At 59.9% G+C, this 20709-nt stretch carries 26 protein-coding genes and 1 tRNA gene; 17 read left to right on the top strand and 10 right to left on the bottom strand.

Annotation, left to right across the window (positions count from 1 at the left end; all coding sequences use genetic code 11):
* Positions 1-231 precede the first annotated feature (231 nt).
* The gene (locus AC07OP_RS30525; RefSeq protein ID WP_495103178.1) at positions 232-1515 is read right to left on the bottom strand and encodes an NAD(P)/FAD-dependent oxidoreductase; all 1284 of its coding nucleotides are present in this window, start codon (positions 1513-1515) and stop codon (positions 232-234) included.
* Between the two features lie 184 nt (positions 1516-1699).
* Here AC07OP_RS30525 and AC07OP_RS30520 point away from each other — a divergent pair.
* Both AC07OP_RS30520 and AC07OP_RS30515 read left to right on the top strand, forming a co-directional pair.
* Positions 1700-1776: transfer RNA gene (locus AC07OP_RS30520), tRNA-Val, on the top strand.
* A gap of 163 nt (positions 1777-1939) precedes the next feature.
* Positions 1940-2374 (top strand): hypothetical protein, encoded by a 435-nt coding sequence (locus AC07OP_RS30515; protein ID WP_115486926.1) that lies wholly within the window; start codon positions 1940-1942, stop codon positions 2372-2374.
* A gap of 30 nt (positions 2375-2404) precedes the next feature.
* On the opposite strand, the gene AC07OP_RS30510 is transcribed toward AC07OP_RS30515, so the two are convergent.
* Complete coding sequence (locus tag AC07OP_RS30510; RefSeq protein ID WP_495103179.1) at positions 2405-3835, bottom strand: DHA2 family efflux MFS transporter permease subunit; 1431 nt, start codon at positions 3833-3835, stop codon at positions 2405-2407.
* A 348-nt stretch (positions 3836-4183) separates the two neighbouring features.
* On the opposite strand from AC07OP_RS30510, the gene AC07OP_RS30505 reads away from it, so the two are divergent.
* The 5 genes from AC07OP_RS30505 to AC07OP_RS30485 all read left to right on the top strand — a co-directional run bounded on the left by AC07OP_RS30505 (position 4184) and on the right by AC07OP_RS30485 (position 7781).
* Positions 4184-4900, top strand: coding sequence for a DUF969 domain-containing protein (locus AC07OP_RS30505; protein ID WP_115486928.1), 717 nt, complete (start codon positions 4184-4186; stop codon positions 4898-4900).
* A complete protein-coding gene (locus AC07OP_RS30500; RefSeq protein ID WP_115486929.1) occupies positions 4897-5847 on the top strand; it encodes a DUF979 domain-containing protein in 951 nt (316 codons plus the stop codon). Before AC07OP_RS30505 ends, AC07OP_RS30500 begins: the two co-directional genes overlap by 4 nt.
* Before the next feature lie 7 nt (positions 5848-5854).
* A complete protein-coding gene (pcp, locus tag AC07OP_RS30495; protein ID WP_065940363.1) occupies positions 5855-6460 on the top strand; it encodes a pyroglutamyl-peptidase I in 606 nt (201 codons plus the stop codon).
* Positions 6461-6523: 63 nt separating this feature from the next.
* Complete coding sequence (locus AC07OP_RS30490; protein ID WP_495103180.1) at positions 6524-6970, top strand: anti-virulence regulator CigR family protein; 447 nt, start codon at positions 6524-6526, stop codon at positions 6968-6970.
* 133 nt (positions 6971-7103) lie between these two features.
* A complete protein-coding gene (locus AC07OP_RS30485; protein WP_495103181.1) occupies positions 7104-7781 on the top strand; it encodes an HAD-IA family hydrolase in 678 nt (225 codons plus the stop codon).
* A 19-nt stretch (positions 7782-7800) separates the two neighbouring features.
* Here the strand turns inward: AC07OP_RS30485 and AC07OP_RS30480 are convergent, their stop codons facing one another.
* From AC07OP_RS30480 to csrA, 3 genes are all read right to left on the bottom strand, one after another.
* On the bottom strand, positions 7801-8097 hold the full coding sequence (locus AC07OP_RS30480; protein WP_115486933.1) for a DUF1652 domain-containing protein: 297 nt from the start codon (positions 8095-8097) through the stop codon (positions 7801-7803).
* A 101-nt stretch (positions 8098-8198) separates the two neighbouring features.
* Positions 8199-8444 carry a hypothetical protein gene (locus tag AC07OP_RS30475; RefSeq protein WP_115486934.1) on the bottom strand — a complete coding sequence of 82 codons (246 nt, stop codon included), beginning with the start codon at positions 8442-8444 and terminating at the stop codon, positions 8199-8201.
* A 211-nt stretch (positions 8445-8655) separates the two neighbouring features.
* Positions 8656-8850: a carbon storage regulator CsrA gene (gene csrA / locus AC07OP_RS30470; protein WP_003192511.1), complete on the bottom strand. Its 195-nt coding sequence runs from the start codon at positions 8848-8850 to the stop codon at positions 8656-8658.
* 263 nt (positions 8851-9113) lie between these two features.
* Here csrA and AC07OP_RS30465 point away from each other — a divergent pair, with 263 nt between their 5' ends.
* Complete coding sequence (locus AC07OP_RS30465; protein WP_495103192.1) at positions 9114-9479, top strand: SPOR domain-containing protein; 366 nt, start codon at positions 9114-9116, stop codon at positions 9477-9479.
* Positions 9480-9509: 30 nt separating this feature from the next.
* Here AC07OP_RS30465 and AC07OP_RS30460 read toward each other — a convergent pair whose 3' ends face one another.
* The 3 genes from AC07OP_RS30460 to AC07OP_RS30450 form a co-directional block, all read right to left on the bottom strand.
* Entirely contained in the window at positions 9510-10199 is a 690-nt protein-coding gene (locus AC07OP_RS30460; protein WP_115486936.1) for an endonuclease, read from the bottom strand.
* A gap of 4 nt (positions 10200-10203) precedes the next feature.
* Positions 10204-10455, bottom strand: coding sequence for a DUF1654 domain-containing protein (locus AC07OP_RS30455; protein WP_174562738.1), 252 nt, complete (start codon positions 10453-10455; stop codon positions 10204-10206).
* Between the two features lie 191 nt (positions 10456-10646).
* Positions 10647-11735 (bottom strand): asparaginase, encoded by a 1089-nt coding sequence (locus AC07OP_RS30450; protein WP_010209102.1) that lies wholly within the window; start codon positions 11733-11735, stop codon positions 10647-10649.
* A gap of 554 nt (positions 11736-12289) precedes the next feature.
* Between AC07OP_RS30450 and AC07OP_RS30445 the strand changes: the two genes are divergently transcribed.
* From AC07OP_RS30445 to AC07OP_RS30415, 7 genes are read left to right on the top strand one after another with little or no spacing between them, the layout of a single operon-like run.
* The gene (locus tag AC07OP_RS30445) at positions 12290-13249 is read left to right on the top strand and encodes a sugar ABC transporter substrate-binding protein (protein WP_115486938.1); all 960 of its coding nucleotides are present in this window, start codon (positions 12290-12292) and stop codon (positions 13247-13249) included.
* 57 nt (positions 13250-13306) lie between these two features.
* A complete protein-coding gene (locus AC07OP_RS30440) occupies positions 13307-14860 on the top strand; it encodes a sugar ABC transporter ATP-binding protein (protein ID WP_495103182.1) in 1554 nt (517 codons plus the stop codon).
* Complete coding sequence (locus AC07OP_RS30435; RefSeq protein ID WP_065927257.1) at positions 14857-15834, top strand: ABC transporter permease; 978 nt, start codon at positions 14857-14859, stop codon at positions 15832-15834. The genes AC07OP_RS30440 and AC07OP_RS30435 overlap by 4 nt, the downstream gene beginning before the upstream one ends.
* 3 nt (positions 15835-15837) lie before the next feature.
* A complete protein-coding gene (locus AC07OP_RS30430) occupies positions 15838-16860 on the top strand; it encodes a LacI family DNA-binding transcriptional regulator (protein WP_495103183.1) in 1023 nt (340 codons plus the stop codon).
* Positions 16861-16883: 23 nt separating this feature from the next.
* Entirely contained in the window at positions 16884-17801 is a 918-nt protein-coding gene (gene rbsK / locus AC07OP_RS30425) for a ribokinase (RefSeq protein ID WP_495103184.1), read from the top strand.
* Positions 17798-18202, top strand: coding sequence for a D-ribose pyranase (rbsD, locus tag AC07OP_RS30420; RefSeq protein WP_065940351.1), 405 nt, complete (start codon positions 17798-17800; stop codon positions 18200-18202). Before rbsK ends, rbsD begins: the two co-directional genes overlap by 4 nt.
* A 26-nt stretch (positions 18203-18228) precedes the next feature.
* Entirely contained in the window at positions 18229-19257 is a 1029-nt protein-coding gene (locus AC07OP_RS30415) for a nucleoside hydrolase (protein ID WP_027604105.1), read from the top strand.
* A 26-nt stretch (positions 19258-19283) separates the two neighbouring features.
* Here the strand turns inward: AC07OP_RS30415 and AC07OP_RS30410 are convergent, their stop codons facing one another.
* Complete coding sequence (locus AC07OP_RS30410) at positions 19284-19496, bottom strand: hypothetical protein (RefSeq protein WP_027604106.1); 213 nt, start codon at positions 19494-19496, stop codon at positions 19284-19286.
* A 154-nt stretch (positions 19497-19650) separates the two neighbouring features.
* Between AC07OP_RS30410 and AC07OP_RS30405 the strand changes: the two genes are divergently transcribed.
* Together AC07OP_RS30405 and AC07OP_RS30400 are read left to right on the top strand one after the other, a co-directional pair.
* Entirely contained in the window at positions 19651-19956 is a 306-nt protein-coding gene (locus AC07OP_RS30405) for a hypothetical protein (RefSeq protein ID WP_115486943.1), read from the top strand.
* 143 nt (positions 19957-20099) lie between these two features.
* Positions 20100-20420: an I78 family peptidase inhibitor gene (locus AC07OP_RS30400; RefSeq protein ID WP_495103185.1), complete on the top strand. Its 321-nt coding sequence runs from the start codon at positions 20100-20102 to the stop codon at positions 20418-20420.
* 72 nt (positions 20421-20492) lie between these two features.
* Here AC07OP_RS30400 and AC07OP_RS30395 read toward each other — a convergent pair whose 3' ends face one another.
* A complete protein-coding gene (locus AC07OP_RS30395) occupies positions 20493-20705 on the bottom strand; it encodes a cold-shock protein (RefSeq protein WP_003234260.1) in 213 nt (70 codons plus the stop codon).
* Positions 20706-20709: the final 4 nt, after the last annotated feature.

Raw genomic sequence — 20709 nt, 5'->3', positions numbered from 1 at the left:
GCGGTAGTTCAGTCGGTTAGAATACCGGCCTGTCACGCCGGGGGTCGCGGGTTCGAGTCCCGTCCGCTGCGCCATATCTGCCTCAAGGCCCACTGAACGCCTTGCAGCACAAAGAAAGCCACTGGCTACTTTGATCCGATAGCAAAGACCCTGGTCGAAAGACCGGGGTTTTTTGTGTCTGCAATTTGGCGATTTTTTGCGGGAGCCGGCGAACCGGCTCCCATTGATTTGTCAGAGGGCCAGCTTATCCCGCAGCCCGTAGTACCAGGCTCCCAGTGCCGCAAACGGTGTGCGCAACAGTTGCCCGCCCGGGAATGGGTAGTGCGGCAGGTCGGCAAACGCATCAAAGCGCTCTGCCTGGCCTCTCAGCGCTTCCGCCAGCACCTTGCCCGCCAGGTGGGTGTATGTCACCCCATGGCCGCTGCAGCCCTGTGAGTAGTAGATGTTGTCGCCCAGGCGACCGACCTGCGGCAAGCGCGACAGGGTCAGCAGGAAGTTGCCGGTCCAGGCGTAGTCGATCTTCACATCCTTGAGTTGCGGGAAGGCCTTGAGCATCTTCGGGCGGATGATTGCTTCGATGTTCGCCGGGTCGCGCGCGCCATACACCACGCCGCCGCCGAAGATCAGGCGCTTGTCACTGGTGAGGCGATAGTAGTCGAGCAGGTAGTTGCAGTCCTCTACGCAGTAATCCTGCGGCAGGAGTGTCCTGGCCAGCTCATCCCCGAGTGGCGCCGTCGTGATCACCTGGGTGCCACAGGGCATCGACTTGGCCGCCAGCTCCGGCACCAGGTTGCCCAGGTAGGCATTGCCCGCGACGATGATGAACTTGGCCCTGACCTTGCCTTCTGCCGTATGGACCACCGGGTTGGCGCCACGCTCGATGCGCACCGCCGCCGATTGTTCGTAGATCGTCCCGCCCAGGGACTCCACGGCGGCGGCTTCACCGAGTGCCAGGTTGAGTGGGTGGATATGGCCGCCACTCATGTCCAGCAGCCCGCCGACATAGTTGTCACAGGCCACGACCTCGCGAATGCGACGCTCGTCCAGCAACTCCAGCTGTGTATGGCCGTAGCGCTCCCACAAGCGTTTCTGAGACTCCAGATGGTCCATGTGCTTGCTGTTGAGTGCCGCGAACACGCCGCCGTCCTTCAGGTCGCACTGGATCTGGTACTTGGCGACCCGCTCGCGAATGATCCTGCCGCCCTCGAACGCCATCTGCCCCAGCAACTGCGCCTGTTGCGGGCCGACGCTGCGCTCGATCACATCAATGTCACGGCTGTAGCTGTTGACGATCTGCCCGCCATTGCGGCCCGACGCGCCAAAACCCACCTTGGCGGCTTCCAGCACCGTTACGCGAAAACCGTTCTCCAGCAGGAACAGCGCGCTGGACAGGCCGGTATAGCCGGCACCGATCACGCACACATCGGTTTCGACGTCCCCTTGCAACATTGGGCGCGGCGGAACGGCATTGGCGGAAGCGGCGTAATACGACTGGGGGTAGGGGGTGTTCGCCATCCTGGAACCTCTGTTTTATATTTTTTACGAGTGCCCCGATCCTACCTGAGTTGAAAATTGCCTGCCAGCCACCCCAAAAAGTGCGGTGCGCCGGCTGCAAATAAATAATTCGCATATTCATAGGGTTAGCTGCAAAAAAGATGTTGACACCCCTCCGGAATTCCGTAGAATGCCGCCTCACAGCAGGCACGTAGCTCAGTTGGTTAGAGCACCACCTTGACATGGTGGGGGTCGTTGGTTCGAGTCCAATCGCGCCTACCAAACAAAATCCGCTCTGCTGGGCGGTCTAGAAGGGCTCACCGAAAGGTGGGCCCTTTTTTGTTCGTGCGATTTATTACTACCCGAAAATCTTCCCACCCCCGCCTAAAGTAATCGACACCCAGGCCGATAGAGATCGCAAATCTCTTACTCTCGGACACTTGGCATGCTTATCAACATCAGCACTACCGCCTCCGTAGCAAGCACCCCAAGCACTGTCAGCTCGACGGCTGGCGCGACCAAGGAAAGCACAAGCAGCGCAGGCGGCATGACCGTCAACATGCACGCTGACTCCAATGGTGCGGCAGGTGTAAGTGGCGGTGGCCAAGCCTCCTCGCTCTCGAAGGAGTCCGATACCGTCAAAGAATTGAAGAAGCAGATCGAGCAGTTGCAAAAGCAGCTTCAAGCGCAGCAGCAAGCCTTGCAGAAAGCTCAGTCCAGCAACCAGAGTGCAGAAGCCAAAGCGGCGGCAGTAGCGGCGGCGCAGATGCAGATCGCCGGCACTGCGGCGGCGTTGCAGACAGTGACTTCCGCGCTGTTGCAGGCAGTCACCGATGAGGGCAACAGCACGTCGGGTTCGATGGTCAGTACCACCGCCTGATACTGGCAACAGTGTGTTGAGCCGCAGCCTTCACTGTCGATTCAACACACTTTCTCCCGCTCCCACCGTCAAGCGATATACATCCACCAGCGCCCACGCTCCCAGCAGCGCCACGCCGACGAACGCCACGCGAAAATCCCCGACCTGTGCCTGCATCCCATGCCCCTGCAGGGTCATGGATGCCCGTAGCAGCAGCGCCGCCACCGTCACGCCCATCCCCATCGCCAGCTGGAATGACATGCTGAACAGCGCCGAGGCCTCACTCATGCGCGGTTTGGGCACATCCGCAAAGCCGATCGAGTTGTAGCAGGTGAACTGCATCGAGCGGGACAACCCTCCCACAAACAACACGGCCGCGATCAGTACAAATGGGGTCTGCACCGTGAAAAGCGCGCAAGCAGCTATCGACACCACACCGATTACCCCGTTCACCAGCAAGACTTGGCGAAACCCGTGGCGGCGCATGATTGCCGTGGTGAACGGTTTCATCGCCAGATTGCCAGCGAATACCGCCAGCACCAGCAAGCCTGCGTCCACCGGGGACAAGCCAAAGGCGATTTGAAACAGCAGCGGCAGCAGGAACGGCAGGGCGCTGATGGCCAGGCGAAACAGCGAGCCGCCATAGATGCTCACGCGAAATGTATCGATGGACAAGGTCTCGAGCGGCAATAACGGGTCGCTGGCATGGCGGCAATGGTGAATGGCCCACACTGCCAGCGCGATGCCTGCCGCGACCAGCACGGCGCCTGGAATAAGGCGTTCACCGGCCTGGTTACCCAGCCATTCCAGCCCGCCCAGCAGGGCCACGCAGGCGCCTGCCAGCAGTACAAACCCCTTGGCATCGAACTGGCGCACGCTGGCTTCACGGTCTTCCGGTACCAGCCACAGTGCGGCGGCCAATGCCAGCGCACCTAGCGGCAGATTCACGTAGAAGATCCATGGCCACGATGCATGCGTCACGATCAAGCCGCCGACCAGCGGCCCCAGAATCGGCGCGACCAGGCCGGGCCAGGTAATGATCGCGATCATCTTCACCAAGTCTTTCTTATCCGTATTGCGTAACACCGCTAAGCGTCCTACGGGCACCATCAATGCGCCGCCGATGCCCTGCAGGACGCGGGCGAACACGAACATCTCGATACTTTGGCTGAGCCCGCAGAGCATCGAGGCGAGGGTGAACAGGATGATTGCGCCAGCGAATACCCGGCGCGCACCAAAGCGGTCGGCGACCCAGCTGGACAGCGGTATGAAGATCGCCACGGCGAGGATATAGGCGGTGATGCCGATGTTCATGTCGACCGGTGTCACGCCAAAGGCCGAGGCCATGGTTGGCAGCGCGGTGGCGATGACCGTGGCGTCAAGGTTCTCCATGAAGAAGGTTACGGCGACCACCAGGGCGATCAGACTGGTGTGTAGACTGAGGCGGTTTTGCGCGGCGGAATCTGGAGTGGCTGAGCTCACCGGTGCTGCCCTTTTTCAGTGAACGGTTTGATGAAGAAGGCCGACCAACTGCCCGATGCGCCGCGCACGATAAACGGGCGGCGTTAAGATGAGCGAATCCTTCATGGTCTGTCCACGTCTTGTTACTTGTGGACTACTCAATTACCCACAAAATTTATTGGTTTGCAGCAACAATTTTTCTTGTTGGACACCTCCTGCTCCCAGGCAGCACAGTTGCCGCCACTGACGCTCGCCCTGACGGGCCAACAATAAAAAACCGAGCCGACTGCACGCCACTTCCTGCTGTGAACCCTTTGTTCACATCCTGCTGTAATGGCGCCGCAGCGCGCACTTAAGGACCTCTCCGCCATGCAAACTGTTGTGAACTTATGGCCGTTGATCGGCGTACTTGTGATCGTGGTTGGCTTTGTTTTGCGTTTCAATCCGCTGTTGGTGGTCACCGCCGCAGCTATCGCCACCGGGCTCGCTGCCCACTTCCCGCTGGAGAAAATCCTCGCCACTATGGGGGATGGTTTCCTACAGACTCGCGCCCTGCAATTGATCCTGTTGTTGCCCCTCGCCGTCATCGGTCTGCTGGAGCGCCACGGCTTGCGCCTGCACGCGCAGAACTGGATTGCGCGGTTTGAGCGCGCCACGGTCGGACGCCTGCTGATCATCTATCTGTTTGTACGCGAATCCACTGCAGCCATGGGCTTGACCAGCCTCGGCGGGCACCCGCAGATGGTGCGCCCACTGCTGGCGCCGATGGCCGAAGGCGCGGCGGAAAAGCGCTACGGCAAACTGCCGGACAAACTGCGTCACAAGGTGTTGGCCATGTGCGCGGCCACCGATAACGTCGGCCTGTTTTTTGGTGAGGACATCTTCGTCGCCTTTGGGGCGATTGCCTTGATGCATACCTTCCTGCTCGGTTCGGGTATTGATGTGGAGCCGCTGCACATTGCGGTGTGGGGCATTCCTACGGCGATTTGCGCCTTTATCGTTCACGCGATCCGACTTCATCGGTTTGACCGAAGACTGACCCGCGAGATGACGACCGTCGTGACCCCAGTGGAGGCCGCGCAATGATCATCTCTATCCAATACCTGTACTGGCTCGCCGGGGTCCTGCTGCTGATCACCGCCGGCATGATCCTGTTGGATCGAAGCCATCCCAAGCGCTGGTCCAGCGCACTGTTCTGGCTGCTGTTCGCCATCCCGTTCCTGGTAGGGGAGCGCCTGCCCTCGGTGGTGGTCGGTGCGGGAGTGGTGGTGATGGCACTGATCGCCGGCCTGGGAGGCGTCGGCCGTGGCACCCATGCTGAGTTGCATGACAAGGCTTCGCGCGCCAGTGCCGGCCGCCTCGGGCACAAGTTGTTTATCCCGGCGCTGGCGATCCCCCTGACCACCGTGATCGGTTCGGTCTTGCTCAAGCACACCGAGATTGGCGGCGTACCGCTGCTGGACCCGAAAAACACCACCTTCGTGTCCCTCGGCATCGGCTGCCTGATTGCCCTCGGCCTGGCGTGCTGGCTGACCCGTGATACACCGGTGCAAGCCTTGCGCGAATCCCGACGACTCACCGAGGCCCTGGGCTGGGCCATGGTGCTGCCGCAGATGCTGGCGATGCTTGGCCTGCTGTTCAATGAAGCCGGGGTCGGCACGGCTGTCGCCCATGTCACCACTACCTACATCAACCTGGATTTCAAGTTGGTGGCGGTCATGGTGTACGTGTTGGGCATGGCGCTGTTTACGGTGATCATGGGCAATGGTTTCGCGGCGTTCCCGGTGATGACCGGGGGCGTCGGCGTGCCGGTGCTGGTGGGTATCTACGGCGGTAACCCGGCGGTGATGGCCGCCATCGGTATGTTCTCCGGCTACTGCGGTACGCTGATGACGCCGATGGCGGCCAACTTCAATATCGTGCCGGCGGCGTTGCTGGAGTTGCCGGACAAGAACGCGGTGATCAAGGCGCAACTGCCGACCGCGTTGATGATGCTGGTGGTCAATATTGTCCTGCTTTATGTGCTGATGTGAGGCGACGATGCGAACTGTATTGCTGACGGGGTTCGAGCCCTTTGATCAAGACCTGGTGAATCCTTCCTGGGAAGCGGTGAGCCAGTTGGATGGCGTGCAACTCGACGATGATGTGCGCATTGTTGCGCGCCGATTGCCCTGTGCGTTTGCCACGGCGGGTGAGTGCCTGCTCCAACTGATCAGTGAACTGCGCCCGGCGATGGTCATCGCCACTGGGTTGGCCTCCGGGCGCAGCGAAATATCCCTCGAGCGAGTGGCGATCAACATCAACGATGCACGCATCCCCGATAATCTGGGGGAGCAGCCCATCGACACGGCGGTGGTGGTCGGCGGCCCGGCGGCGTACTTCTCGACTCTGCCGATCAAGGCCATGGCCAGGGCGGTGCGCGAAGCAGGGATTGCGGTGTCGGTATCGCAGACGGCGGGTACATTCGTGTGCAACCAGGTGTTCTACCGCTTGCAGCACGAACTCGCGGGCACCGGTGTACGCAGTGGTTTTATCCACGTGCCGAACCAGCTTGGAGCGGGGCTGGTCGATGGGCTGCGCATCGCGGTGTCGACGGCGTGGAATACCCCGGTGGATGTGCTGGAAGTGGGCGGTCAGGTGAGTTGACGTCCCACGGGGTGCGATAACCTCGACTACAGTTCAGCTACATTCCTATGTTGGATCATCGCCATGATCAAGTGCCCGAAATTCGTGTCTGTTGCGCTTTCGCTTGTGTTGTTTGCCGCTGGCGGTATGGCCCTGGCTGATCCAAGCAATGGCAAGGGGCAAGGCAACGATAAAGGCAATGGTCACGGCGGGCAGGGGCATGACAAGCCCAAGGGCAAAGGTGCAGCAGGCAGTCATGGCCCCAGCGTCGACCGTGGCAGCGTGCTGAATGTGTTGGGCGGTTATCGCGACTACTGGAGCCCGGGGCCCGCCTTGCCGCCTGGCATCCAGAAGAACCTGGCCCGCGGCAAGCCGCTGCCGCCGGGCATTGCCAAGAAGCTGGACGGGCGTTTGTTGGGCCGCTTGCCTCATTACGATGGGTACGAGTGGCAGCAGGCGGGCACCGACTTGATACTGGTGGCTATCGCGACGGGCATCATCTACGAAGTCCTCAATGGCGCCCTCGATTGAGCTGGCGGTGCCGCTCGCATGGCGCTCGACGCCGCCGTGTTATTGCCGGCGTCGTTGGCGTTTACAAGCCGCCGGGTGATCCGTAGATTGCATTGCGTCGATTATTCGTTTCAGCTCACGAGGAAACCCCGCAGTGTCCATCCGAGGTTCAGCCGTATTTGCCCGCCCTTACCGCGCCTTTCTGTTCGATATGGATGGGACTCTGCTCAATTCGATTGCCGCCGCCGAGCGGGTATGGAGTATCTGGGCTGAACGCCATGGGCTGGAGGTGGCGACGTTCCTGACCACCATCCATGGCGCCCGGGCGATCGACACCATCACGCGCCAGGCCTTGCCCGGCGTCGACCCGGAGGTTGAAGCGCAGTGGATTACCGAGGCTGAAATCAATGATGTGCACGGTGTCGTTGCGATTGCCGGGGCCGTCGAGTTTCTGAACCGCTTGCCCGGCGATCAGTGGGCGCTGGTCACTTCTGCTCCCAGGGAACTGGCGTTGCGTCGACTGCAAGCGGCGGGTATTACGCCGCCAGCGGTGCTGGTCACGGCTGAAGACGTGGCTATCGGCAAGCCGAACCCTGCGTGTTATGTGCTCGGTGCGCAGCGCCTGGGGGTGTCGACGCAGGATTGCCTGGTGTTTGAGGATGCGACGGTGGGTATTCGCGCGGGGGAGGCGGCTGGCGCGGATGTGATGGTCGTGACTTCGACGCACCTCAAGCCCATGGCGACGGAGCATCCTTCGATCGATGGGTATGAACAGCTGCAGGTGCAACGCAGCGCTGATGGCTTGCTGTACTTGGCGCGCGCGACGGACTGACGCAGCAAGGCCGAGCCGGCTACCGGACTCGGCCTGCTTCGCGGGTGGCTGGATCAGGCGGCGCCTGCATTCGATCACTGCGCATGCCTTGGCGTGACAGCACCATCTCCCTGAGAATCTCGTTGGCGAGCCGGGCAATCGCTTCGGCACCGCGATAATGCGCGCGCACGATTCCGGTGATTGCGAAGTGGTCCGTCTCCGGACCGCTGAGCACGGCCGAGAGGGTGCCGTCGGCGTGCAGCGTACAGGTGACCGTGTAGCTGGGCAGGCGGGCTGCCAATTCAGATTCGATTTGGGTTTTAGTGAGCGTGTCCATCTGTACCGACACCTTCTACTGACTGTGCAAACACACCCAAGGATAGGTCCTGCTGCGCGGCTGTAAATACCAGCGATCTGAAAGCGAATCGGGGGTGGGCGTCAGCGTACGGTTTTGCGCACGATGCGTTGGCACAACTTGCGCTGCACGGCCATCTGGATGGGCTTGAGGCAGAACATGAACAGGTAGCCACACAGCAGGAGTACCAGGTCCAGCCGCGAACGGGGCGCTTCGGCGCCCTCTATTTCAAGCTTCAGGCCATATTCCAAGCCGACAAAGACCAGCCCCGTCAGCAGGGCGATCATCCAGGATCTGGAAAAAAATGGCTGGGCGCTGCCTGGCATCATCGACGTGCTCCTGAGTGCACACGGATGGTGGGGTATCAGTCAGAGGATTCGGTTGCAGGGGGGGTAATAAGTTCCAGGTGTGAAGATAGTTTCATCTTGAGCATGGATGCACATGCGGCAAAAAGCGCTTAGCGCAACACAGACAAAAGCAGTCCGAGGAGGTTTTCGCCAGCCGTTACAGTGAACGAAAGGGCTGGCTACTGAGGGCGCTTCAAGGCGTCTGGTTTTTGTCCGGAGCGGTCAGGCCGGCCTGGATGCGCTGGTAAATCTCCTCGCGATGCACGGCAACATCCTTGGGTGCGTTGATGCCGATTCGTACTTGCTGGCCGCTGACGCCCAGGATGGTGATCGTAATGTCATCACCGATGTTTATGCTTTCACCGACTTTGCGGGTGAGTATAAGCATGGACTTCTCCTTGATTACTTTTAAGGACACATGTTTCAGACAGGGCAGGTGTCGTATGTGTGTAGCTTACTGCTAAGCGCGTCCCTGTGACTGCCTCTTTTAGGACGCATAGAGGCGACATTAATTCCCATGGCGACATCATACAGGTCTGGGATACATCATTCGCATTGTTTAAGCCAACGTTTATGACGGCCAGAATAGACAGTGAATGATAAAGTCGCCTCTTTATCCGTTGAAGGAGCAGGGCAGTGCGTAAAGTAGCGATGGCAATTGCGGTGTTGGTATTGGCCGGTTGCGGTGAAGGCAAAAGTGTCGATGCCCCCAAGGCCAAGCCTGCCGTCACCGAAAGCCAGCCACAAACCGGCGCGATTGCTGCCCAGGAATGGGACCTGCGAGTAGGCCCGCCGGACCATAAGCTGCAGGCAATCACCGACCTGACCGCCTGGTTGCTCGAACACGGGTTCAGTTTTTATATCGTGAAGGTCGACGGCAAGGACGAAGTGCTGCTGGGGCCATTTGCAACCAAGGCCGAGGCCGAGGCCAAGCAGACGCTGCTCAACGAGAAGATGGCGCGGGCCAAGAAAAGCGACACGGTGTCCGAGATCATCGAGCACAAGGCTGCGCAGTAACAGCAGTTCGGGCGGCAGTGCCGCCCTCGTTCAACCGCAGGCTTTCAGGTTAACCGGGCCGACAAACTCATTGCCGCGCCCCATTACGCACGCCACCGTCTGGTTCCGCTGGAGCTCCCAGGCTTGTACCGGATAGGTCTTGTTCCAGGCTTCGTACAGCTGGCGATCCTGTTTCGACAGGCGCAAGCCGTACTGCTTGCTCATGTAGAAATACGTGCGTGCGATCATCCCGCGAATGGACGGGCGCGGCATGACCTTCTTGGCCTTGAAATCCACCTGGGTCAGGCACGAACCGTACTGCCCGCTTTGCACCGGCAGCCAGCCAAAACTGAAGTTACTTCGATCTCCATTGACCTCGCCGATGCTCGGCACCAGGTTGTGCAGATCCGCTTCGGCACGCTTGAATACGTCGTCATGGCGGGTGCAGTTCTTGCGTCCACCGTTCTGCCAGCACTGGCGCTGATGGCCGATCTGCCAGGCCGGAACAATGTGCTCCCACTCGATGCGCGCGGCACGGTTGGCGTTTTTGCGTGGGATGTAGCCGCAGGCTTTCAGGTCAACGCGGTTGCCGGTGTATTTGCAGCCGCAATAGAACTCGGTGGATTGTGGCGCGTACAACTTCCAGGCAACCTTTTTGGCTTCGCTGAAGGTACGGGGCGCCTGGGCATGGGCAGTGACAGCAAAAAGCAGGCAGCACACAGCAATAAAACGGGCACTCATTGAATCAATCTTCCTTCGGCACAACCCAGAAAATCTGCACGCCGCCGTCATCCCGATAGGCGAGGGTGACGTTGTCGTTCTCCGCGATTTCCTCCAGCAAGCGCTGCCACTCGTCTTCTGGCTCGTCCGGCAAGCGGAAGATCAAGGCTGCCTTGGCTTTTTGAGCGTTGGTGGAGTTGATGATCTTTTGCACACGAATGGCCAGGCGTTCGTAGGCATCAGGTGGGGTTAGGGCTGCGGAAGAGGACTTTGCCACGGAGTGTTCCTTAATAAGCTGTACGTGCATACAGTATTTAACTGTAGGCAAATTCGCAACTGCTTAAAATTCAATAAGTTCGTCTGACGGCTATTTAGGCGAGTTGGTGTAAGGCGGGGAGGTGTTGGTTGCGGGATTTACACAGGAGGTAGAGGCGGGTAAACCCGCCTCTACAGAGATGCCAACAGGAATCAATATTCCCAGAACATCCGTTGCAGTTCTTTGCTGTCCTGGGTCTTGGTCAGGGCAACCATCGCCAGAATCCGCGCTTTCTGCGGGTTCAGGTCGAGGGCGGCGACCCAGTCGTACTTGTCGTCCGGCTGTTCGGCATTACGCAGCACCATGCCCCCGGCATTCACGTGGGAAGAACGGATGATCTGCACACCTTGCTTGCGCAATTCCACCAGCGCGGGAACCACTTTGGACGACACCGAACCATTGCCGGTGCCGGCGTGGATGATGGCTTTGGCGCCAGCCTGGGCCAGTGCCTTGTAGGCGGTGTCGCTCACGTTGCCGTAGCCGTAGGCGATTTCAACATCGGGCAGGCTCTTGATGTTCTTGATGTCGAACTCCGAGTCCATGGTGTGACGCTTGGCCGGCAGGCGGAACCAGTAGGACTTGCCTTCAACGACCATGCCCAGCGGGCCCCATGGGCTCTTGAAGGCTTCGGTCTTGATATTGATCATCTTGCTGACGTCGCGACCCGATTGGATCTCGTCGTTCATGGTCACCAGTACGCCTTTGCCACGTGCATCCTTGCTGCCGGCCACGGCTACGGCGTTGTACAGGTTGAGCATGCCGTCGGCCGACATGGCGGTGCCTGGGCGCATGGAGCCGACCACCACGATAGGCTTGTCGGTTTTTTCCACCAGGTTCAGGAAGTAGGCGGTCTCTTCCAGGGTGTCGGTACCGTGGGTGATCACGATGCCGTCCACGTCCTTGCTGTCGGCCAGTTCGGCGACGCGGCGACCCAGTTGCAGCAGGTTCTCGTTGTTGATGCTTTCGGACGCAATTTGCATCACTTGCTCGCCACGCACATTGGCGATCTGGCTAAGCTCAGGAACACCGGCGATCAATTGCTCGATACCGACTTTGGCAGCCTGGTACGTCGCACTGTTGGCGGCGCTGGCGCCCGCGCCGGCAATGGTGCCGCCGGTGGCGAGGATCACCACGTTGGACAGTTTGGTCTTGGATTCAACCTCCTTTGCCTGGGCGGCAACGGGGAACAGCAGCAGAAGGGCCAGCGCCCCCGGAACAAAGTTCTTCAATGCAGATTTCATTATTTTTCTCTCTGGTTTTTGATGAGTGCTGTAGCAGGTTCATCTAGAACACCTGGGCAGTGCTGAATGCCTCCAGGCGCTGTGTAGGAGCAGGATCTGTACCATGCCGAATATGTTCGAGCATATAAATTAACTTGTTGATATATATAGATTTTTATTGAATGAGCGATGTGGTTTTGCTTGCTGGATGTCCGGCTTTCCGAACAACCTGGGGTGTGGCGTTCGGTTGTCCGAAAGTTATGACGAAAGAATCCTGCCTGTCGTGCCAAAACCTGTCGTTTCAGAGAACGACCGAACCCGGCAGATGTTTAAGAGCGGCTTTCGCAGGGCGCGAGAGCCGGGGCTGGAGGTCTTGCATGAAAGGCCATGTTCTACCGTTGACAAATCTCGACAAGGTTCTCATAGTTTGGCTAACGCAAACGTTTGCGAGATGTTTCATGAGGCCCTCGTCAGAGTCTCCTGTCAGCTCGTATCAGCCACCCGGGTGGGAGGGCCGCCGAAGCACACTTCGGTGCACGCGTTGCTCACAATAATCATAAGATCGGAGTGAACCCATGAAGCTGCCATTCGCCGGACGTCTTCTTGCTGTCGCTGTGCTTGCTGCTGCATCCGCCGCCTTACCTTTCTCCTCTGCGTTCGCTGATGACGCTGCCGCCAAACCCAAGGTCGGCCTGGTGATGAAGTCCCTTGCCAATGAATTCTTTGTCACCATGCAGGACGGTGCCAAGGCGTATCAGAAAGACCATGCCGCCGATTTCGACATGATCACCAACGGCATCAAGAACGAAACCGATACCAGTGCGCAGATCGATATCGTCAAGCAGATGATCCTGTCCAAAGTCAATGCCATCGTTATCGCGCCTGCTGATTCCAAGGCACTGGTAAAAGTGCTGGAGGATGCCTCTAAGGCCGGGATCAAGGTCGTCAACATCGATAACCGCCTGGACCCGGACGTGCTGAAAAGCAAAAAACTCGATATCCCCTTCGTCGGCCCCGACAACCGCAAAGGCGCCAAACTGGTGGGCGACTACCTGGCCAAGCAGCTGGCTGCCGGCGATAAGGTCGGCATCATCGAAGGTGTACCCACCACCACCAACGCCCAGCAGCGCACCGCAGGCTTCAAGGATGCGATGGACGCTGCCGGTATGAAGATCGTTTCCACCCAATCCGGCAACTGGGAAATTGACCAGGGCCAGAAAGTGGCCTCGGCCATGCTGAGCGAACACCCGGACCTCAAGGCGCTGCTGGCCGGTAACGACAACATGGCCCTGGGCGCCGTCTCCGCCGTACGTGCGGCAGGCAAGGCCGGTAAGGTGCTGGTGGTGGGTTACGACAACATCGAAGCCATCAAGCCGATGCTGCAGGATGGTCGTGTGCTGGCGACCGCCGACCAGGCGGCTGCGCAGCAAGCGGTGTTCGGTATCCAGAACGCCCTCAAGCTGGTCAAGGGTGAGAAAGTCGATGCCAAGGACGGCGTGATCGAAACTCCGGTCGAACTCGTCCTCAAGAAGTAATCCTGGCAGCACCCAACAGCGTCTGCCCGTCCTGGGCGGACGCCTGGAGATTTTCCTATGTCATCTTCCGCCCCGAACGCTGTCCTCTCGGTCAGCGGTATCGGTAAGACCTATGCCCAACCGGTTCTGGCCGACATTACCCTCACGCTTAACCGGGGTGAAGTACTGGCGCTGACCGGTGAAAACGGCGCGGGCAAGAGTACCTTGTCGAAGATCGTCGGTGGGCTGGTTACCCCGACCACCGGGCACATGCAATTCCAGGGGCAGGATTACCGTCCGGCCAGCCGTGCCCAGGCTGAAGCGTTGGGCGTGCGCATGGTCATGCAGGAACTCAATCTGCTGCCGACGCTGACCGTGGCCGAAAACCTGTTCCTGGATAATCTGCCGAGCCACTGTGGCTGGATCAGCCGCAAGCAATTGCGCAAAGCCGCAATCGAGGCCATGGCCCAGGTCGGTCTCGACGCCATCGATCCGGACACCCTGGTCGGCAGCCTCGGCATCGGCCATCAACAGATGGTCGAGATCGCCCGCAACCTGATCGGCGACTGCCATGTGCTGATCCTCGACGAGCCCACCGCGATGCTCACGGCCCGCGAAGTCGAGATGCTGTTTGAGCAAATCACCCGCCTGCAGGCCCGGGGCGTGGCGATCATTTATATTTCGCACCGGCTCGAAGAACTGGCCCGTGTCGCCCAGCGCATTGCAGTACTGCGCGACGGCAAGCTGGTCTGCGTCGAGCCGATGGCCAATTACAACAGCGAACAACTGGTCACCTTGATGGTGGGCCGGGAGTTGGGTGAACACATCGACCTGGGACCGCGCAGCCTCGGCGGCCCGGCCCTGACCGTAAAAGGCCTGACGCGCTCGGACAAGGTCCGCGACGTATCGTTTGAAGTGCGTGCCGGTGAGATCTATGGCATCTCCGGCCTGATCGGCGCCGGTCGTACAGAGCTACTGCGGCTTATCTTCGGGGCCGACCTGGCCGACAGCGGCACCGTCGCCCTGGGTTCGCCGGCCCAGGTGGTGAGTATTCGCTCGCCGGTGGATGCCGTGGGTCATGGCATTGCCCTGATCACCGAAGACCGCAAGGGCGAAGGGCTGCTGCTGACCCAGTCGATCAGTGCGAATATCGCATTGGGCAACATGCCGGAAATTTCCGCCGGCGGCCTGGTCAATAGCCGCGACGAAACTGCCTTGGCCAAGCGCCAGATCGATGCCATGCGGATCCGCAGTTCCAGCCCGGCGCAATTGGTGTCCGAACTGTCCGGTGGCAACCAGCAGAAAGTGGTGATCGGCCGCTGGCTGGAGCGCGACTGCTCGGTGATGCTGTTCGACGAGCCCACCCGTGGCATCGATGTCGGTGCCAAGTTCGACATTTATGCCTTGCTGGGTGAATTGACTCGCCAGGGCAAGGCGCTGGTGGTGGTGTCCAGCGACCTGCGTGAACTCATGCTGATCTGCGACCGCATCGGCGTGCTGTCCGCCGGACGCTTGATCGAAACCTTCGAGCGCGACAGCTGGACCCAGGACGAATTGCTCGCCGCCGCCTTTGCCGGCTATCAGAAACGTGATGCGCTGCTCAACGACGCAGTGCTTAGGGATACCCCATGAAACTAACAACTTCCCCCGGTAAAACCGGCGGTAACTTCTACGGCCTGGGCACCTACCTGGGGCTGGCCGGTGCATTGCTGGCGATGATCGCGCTGTTTTCGGTGCTCAGTGATCACTTCCTGTCCTATGACACGTTCAGCACCCTGGCCAACCAGATTCCTGACCTGATGGTGTTGGCGGTGGGCATGACCTTCATCCTGATCATCGGCGGTATCGACCTGTCGGTGGGCTCGGTGCTGGCGTTGGCGGCATCGGCGGTCAGTGTGGCGATTCTCGGTTGGGGCTGGAGTGTCTTGCCGGCTGCCTTGCTCGGCATGGGCTGCGCCGCGTTGGCCGGCACTATCACCGGCTCGATCACGGTGGCCTGGCGCATTCCCTCGTTTATCGTGTCCCTCGGCGTGTTGGAAATGGCCCGTGGCGTCGCGTACCAGATGACCGGCTCGCGCACGGCCTATATCGGCGATTCGTTTGCCTGGCTGTCCAACCCGATCGCCTTCGGTATTTCGCCGTCGTTTATCATCGCTTTGCTGGTGATCATTGCCGCCCAGTTGGTATTGACCCGCACCGTATTCGGTCGTTACCTGATCGGTATCGGCACCAACGAAGAAGCCGTACGCCTGGCCGGGATCAATCCCAAGCCGTACAAGATCCTGGTGTTCAGCCTCATGGGCCTGCTGGCCGGTGTGGCGGCGCTGTTCCAGATTTCGCGTCTGGAAGCGGCAGACCCGAATGCCGGTGCCGGCCTTGAGCTGCAAGTGATCGCCGCAGTGGTGATCGGCGGCACCAGCCTGATGGGCGGGCGTGGTTCGGTGATCAGTACCTTCTTCGGTGTGTTGATTATTTCGGTATTGGCCGCCGGCCTGGCGCAGATCGGTGCCACGGAGCCCACCAAGCGCATCATCACCGGTGCCGTGATCGTGATTGCCGTGGTCCTGGATACTTATCGCAGCCGTCGTGCCAGTCGGCGAGGCTGAACCATGGCAACGATCAAGGATGTGGCCGCGATTGCAGGTATTTCCTACACCACCGTGTCCCATGTGGTGAACAAGACGCGCCCGGTGAGCGAGCCGGTACGGATCAAGGTTGAAGCGGCGATCAAGCAACTCGACTACGTGCCCAGTGCCGTCGCGCGTTCGCTCAAGGCCAAGACCACGGCCACCATCGGATTGCTGGTGCCCAACAGCCTCAACCCGTATTTTGCCGAGCTGGCCCGGGGTATCGAGGATTATTGTGAACGTAACGGCTACTGCGTGATTCTCTGCAACTCCGACGACAATGCGGAAAAACAACGCAGCTATTTGCGGGTGTTGCTGGAAAAACGCATCGACGGCTTGATCGTGACCTCGGTAGGCGGGGATGACAGCGGCCTCGCCGCGGGGTTGAGCGCCGTGCGCACGCCCATGGTGATTGTCGACCGGGCGCTGGATGGTATCGATGTCGACCTGGTACGCATCGACCACGAGGAGGGCGCCTACCTGGCGACCCGGCACTTGCTTGAGCTGGGGCATCGGGACATCGCCTGCATCGGCGGCCCGGGCCACACCCGCGTCGCGCAAATGCGCCTGGCGGGTTACCAGCGTGCACTGCATGAAGCCGGTGTGGCAGTGGTGGCCAATCGCATCCAGGAAAGCGACTTCACCAGCACCGGCGGTTATGCTGCTGCCGTGCAATTGCTGGCGCAGAACCCGCCCAGCGCGATTTTTGCCAGCAACGACATGATCGGCTTCGGCGTGTTGCGCGCGGCGGCGGAGCGTAATATTCGCGTACCCGGCGAGCTGTCGGTGATCGGTTTCGATGACATTCAAATGGGCCGCTACGTGTACCCGGCGCTGACCACGGTCGGGCAGTCGATCCTGCAACTGGGCGAGACCGCGGCCGAGCTTTTACTGCGACGAATTGCAACCCCCCAACTGCCGATCGATCAACGCATCGTGACGCCGAGCATCGTGTTGCGTGAATCGACGGCGCCCGTCGCCGGTGTGTTCGCCCAATACCGCTGAACCGAATTGATGAGTACTGATGTATGCCAGCAAAAGTAGTGGTAATAGGCAGCTTGAACATGGACCTGGTCACCCGCGCGAGTCGGCTGCCCCGTGCCGGTGAGACCCTGATCGGCCAGACGTTTTCCACGGTGCCTGGCGGCAAGGGCGCCAACCAGGCCGTGGCCTCGGCGCGACTGGGTGCGGATGTGGCAATGATCGGGTGTGTCGGTAGCGATGCCTATGGCACTGAACTGCGTGGCGCCTTGCTGGTGGAAGGTATCGATTGCCAGGCGGTGAGCACCGTCGACGGTTCCAGTGGCGTGGCCTTGATTGTGGTGGACGACAGCAGCCAGAACGCGATTGTGATTGTTGCCGGCAGCAACGGCGAGCTGACGCCCGCCTCACTGCAGGCGTCCGATGCGGTGCTACAGGGGGCCGATGTGATTATCTGCCAGCTGGAAGTGCCGATGGATACCGTGGGCTATACCCTCAAGCGCGGTCGTGAACTGGGCAAGACCGTGATTCTCAACCCGGCGCCGGCCAGCGGCCCGTTGCCCGCCGACTGGTACGCCTCGGTCGACTACCTGATTCCCAACGAAAGCGAAGCCAGCGCACTGAGCGGCGTGACAGTCGACTCCCTCGACAGTGCCAAGGTCGCGGCGACCCACCTGATCAAGGCGGGGGCGCGCAAAGTCATCATCACCCTGGGCGCCCAGGGTGCGTTGTTTGCCGATGGCCAGGGCTTTGAGCACCTGGTGGCGCCCAAGGTCAAGGCGGTGGATACCACCGCTGCCGGCGATACCTTTGTCGGTGGTTTTGCCGCAGCACTGGCCAGTGGCAAAAGCGAAGCCGAGGCCATCCGTTTCGGCCAGGTCGCGGCAGCCTTGTCAGTCACCCGTGCTGGTGCGCAACCCTCCATTCCTACGCTGCATGACGTTCAAGGTTTTGTGCTTTTATGAAAAAGACGCCTCTGCTCAATATCGCCTTGTCGCGTTTGATCGCATCCCTGGGCCATGGTGACATCCTGGTGATCGGCGACGCCGGCCTGCCAGTGCCGCCCGGGGTCGAGTTGATCGACCTGGCGCTGACCCAGGGCATTCCCGACTTCATCAGCACCTTGCGTATCGTGCTCAGTGAAATGCAGGTGGAAAGCCACGTGCTGGCGGAAGAAATCCTGCTCAAGCAGCCGCCCGCGCTGACGGAGCTGAACGCTTTGGCTGAACAGGCCGCCCTCGGCGAGCGAAGGCTGCTCAGCCATGAACAATTCAAGCAACTGAGCCGTAACGCGCGCGCTGTCGTGCGTACCGGCGAGTGCCAGCCTTACTGCAATATCGCGCTGGTCTCCGGCGTCACCTTCTAGAGTTTCCCAACGACAAGGAGTGTTTTATGCAACGTGGTCTGCCAACCCTGAAAAATCTGTTTCGGAGTGTCCTGCTTTTGTCCGCACTCACTGCTGCCAGCGCCCAAGCGGCGGAAAAAATCGACTTGATCATCGACACCGACCCAGGTGCCGACGACGTGGTGGCCTTGCTCTTCGCCATGGCTTCCCCGGACGAATTGAACATTCGTGCGCTGACCACCGTCGCCGGCAACGTACGCCTGGACAAGACCTCGCGTAACGCGCGCCTGGCCCGCGAGTGGGCCGGGCGTGAAGAAATCCCGGTGTACGCCGGAGCACCCAAGCCGCTGTTGCGCACACCGATCTATGCCGAGAACATCCATGGCAAAGAAGGTATTTCCGGCGTCACCGTCCATGAGCCTAAAAAGGGCCTGGCTGAAGGCAACGCCGTTGATTACCTGATCAAGACCCTGCGTGCGGCCAAGCCTCACAGCATCACCATTGCCATGCTCGGTCCGCAGACCAACCTGGCGCTGGCCTTGACCCAGGACCCGGAAATCACCCAAGGCATCAAGGAAGTGGTGGTGATGGGTGGCGCGCACTTCAACGGCGGCAATATCACCCCGGTTGCCGAGTTCAACCTGTTCGCCGATCCGATTGCAGCCGAGATTGTGCTCAAGAGTGGCGTCAAGCTGACCTACCTGCCGCTGGATGTGACCCACAAGGTGCTGACCAGCGAGGCGCGCCTGAAGAAGATCGCCGACATCAATAACAACGCGAGCAAGGTCGTCGGCGATATTCTCAATGAATACGTCAAGGGCGATATGGAACACTACGGCATCCCGGGCGGCCCGGTACATGACGCCACTGTCATCGCCTACCTGCTCAAGCCGTCCTTGTTCACCGGGCGTCAGGCCAATATGGTGGTGGACAGCCGCGAAGGCCCGACCTTCGGCCAGACCATCGTTGATTGGTACGACGGCCTGAAGCAGACAAAAAATGTGTTCTGGGTTGAGAACGGCGACGCCCAGGGTTTCTTCGATCTGCTCACCGAGCGCCTGGCACGCCTGAAGTAACCCGGTCGACCTTCGCCAGCCGGTTCTTATTCACGCTCGGGGTCTGGTGCCCCCATGTGATCGGCCGGGTATTTTTCGAATACCTGGCCGATGAATGCCTGTGCCGCCTGGGTGCCGAGTTCCTTGACCAGCAGGTCGATACCGATGATTGCCAGTTCTTCCGGGCTTCCTGGGCTGTAGGAGCTTTGTCCTTGGGGCCATTTGGCTTTGATGTCGGCTTGGAGCGTTACGGTGGTCATGGAAGTCTCACGGGTTGAAATGCTGGGTAATGCGCTGGAACGCGGCTCTAACCGGCGCAGTTAATCATTTTGCGCGGGGTTTGGCACTGCTACTTAGGCATGAAGCAGGTGCTGTGCGACACTGTCCTCCTGTTTAATTGCCGGGGCGTACCGCGTGCAGATCGATTTGAATAACCCCGAGAACCTGACACTGGCCGCCGTGCGTCAACTGATCGCCAGTGCCAGTGATGACGAGCATACTCAGTTGCGTGTGACCAAGGCCGGAATGGCCTACATATCTTCCGGGGTGGTGGGAGGCACTGACATCGATGGCCTGCTGTTCCGCCTGGAGACCTGGGCCAAGGGTTCCGGTTATGTCGGCAATGTCGCGGCCAGCGACGAGGTCTGGGTTACACAGATTTTCAATGCGCTGAAGCAGAACTGGCCGAAGCCGCCGTTTGATTACATCGACGTCTACTGATTGCGCTCATATTTGGTCACGATTGATCGGGCGAATGCCTGCTGATAGTCGGGCAGACTTACCTGGCGGCGGTTTACGTTTTGAAACCTATCAGCCTGACCGCTGTCGCACGATCTCTGTCCATTTTTCAATTAGGAGGCTTCATGCCTTGGAAGCTCGCATCATTCGGTACTTTGTTGGCAGCACTCGCGTTGGCGGGTTGCAGCACCCCGGGTGCCTCTGAGCCAGCCAAAGACGCCGCCGTGACCGATGCCGGTCATAGCCGCTGTGAGTCGAAGGCCGCCGAATTCAGCATTGGCCAGAAAGCCTCGCCGCAGTTGCTGGAGGAGGCCCGTACCCGCGCTGGCGCACAGAACGCACGGATCCTCAAGCCCAACGATATGATCACGCTGGAATACCGCTCCGACCGCCTCAACCTGAACACCGATGACAACCTGGTGATCACGCGCGTTAATTGCGGCTGATCGTTTCCAGGCTTTGCAACGCCCATAAAAAACCCCGTCACATGGACGGGGTTTTTTTAGCTCAGCGGAGAATTACTCGCCGCGAACCTGTGCAGCTTGCATACCCTTTTGGCCTTTCTCAGCCACGAAGGAAACGGTTTGGCCTTCTTTCAGGCTTTTGAAACCGTCGCTTTCGATAGCTTTGAAGTGTACGAACAGGTCGTCACCGCCACCTTGAGGAGTGATGAAGCCGAAGCCTTTTTCATCGTTGAACCATTTAACGGTGCCGGTTTGGCGATTAGACATGGTG

This window comes from Pseudomonas sp. GW821-FHT09D08, assembly GCF_059416305.1.
Note: the sequence above shows the minus strand (reverse complement) of the source record. Positions and strands in the feature narration are given on the sequence as shown.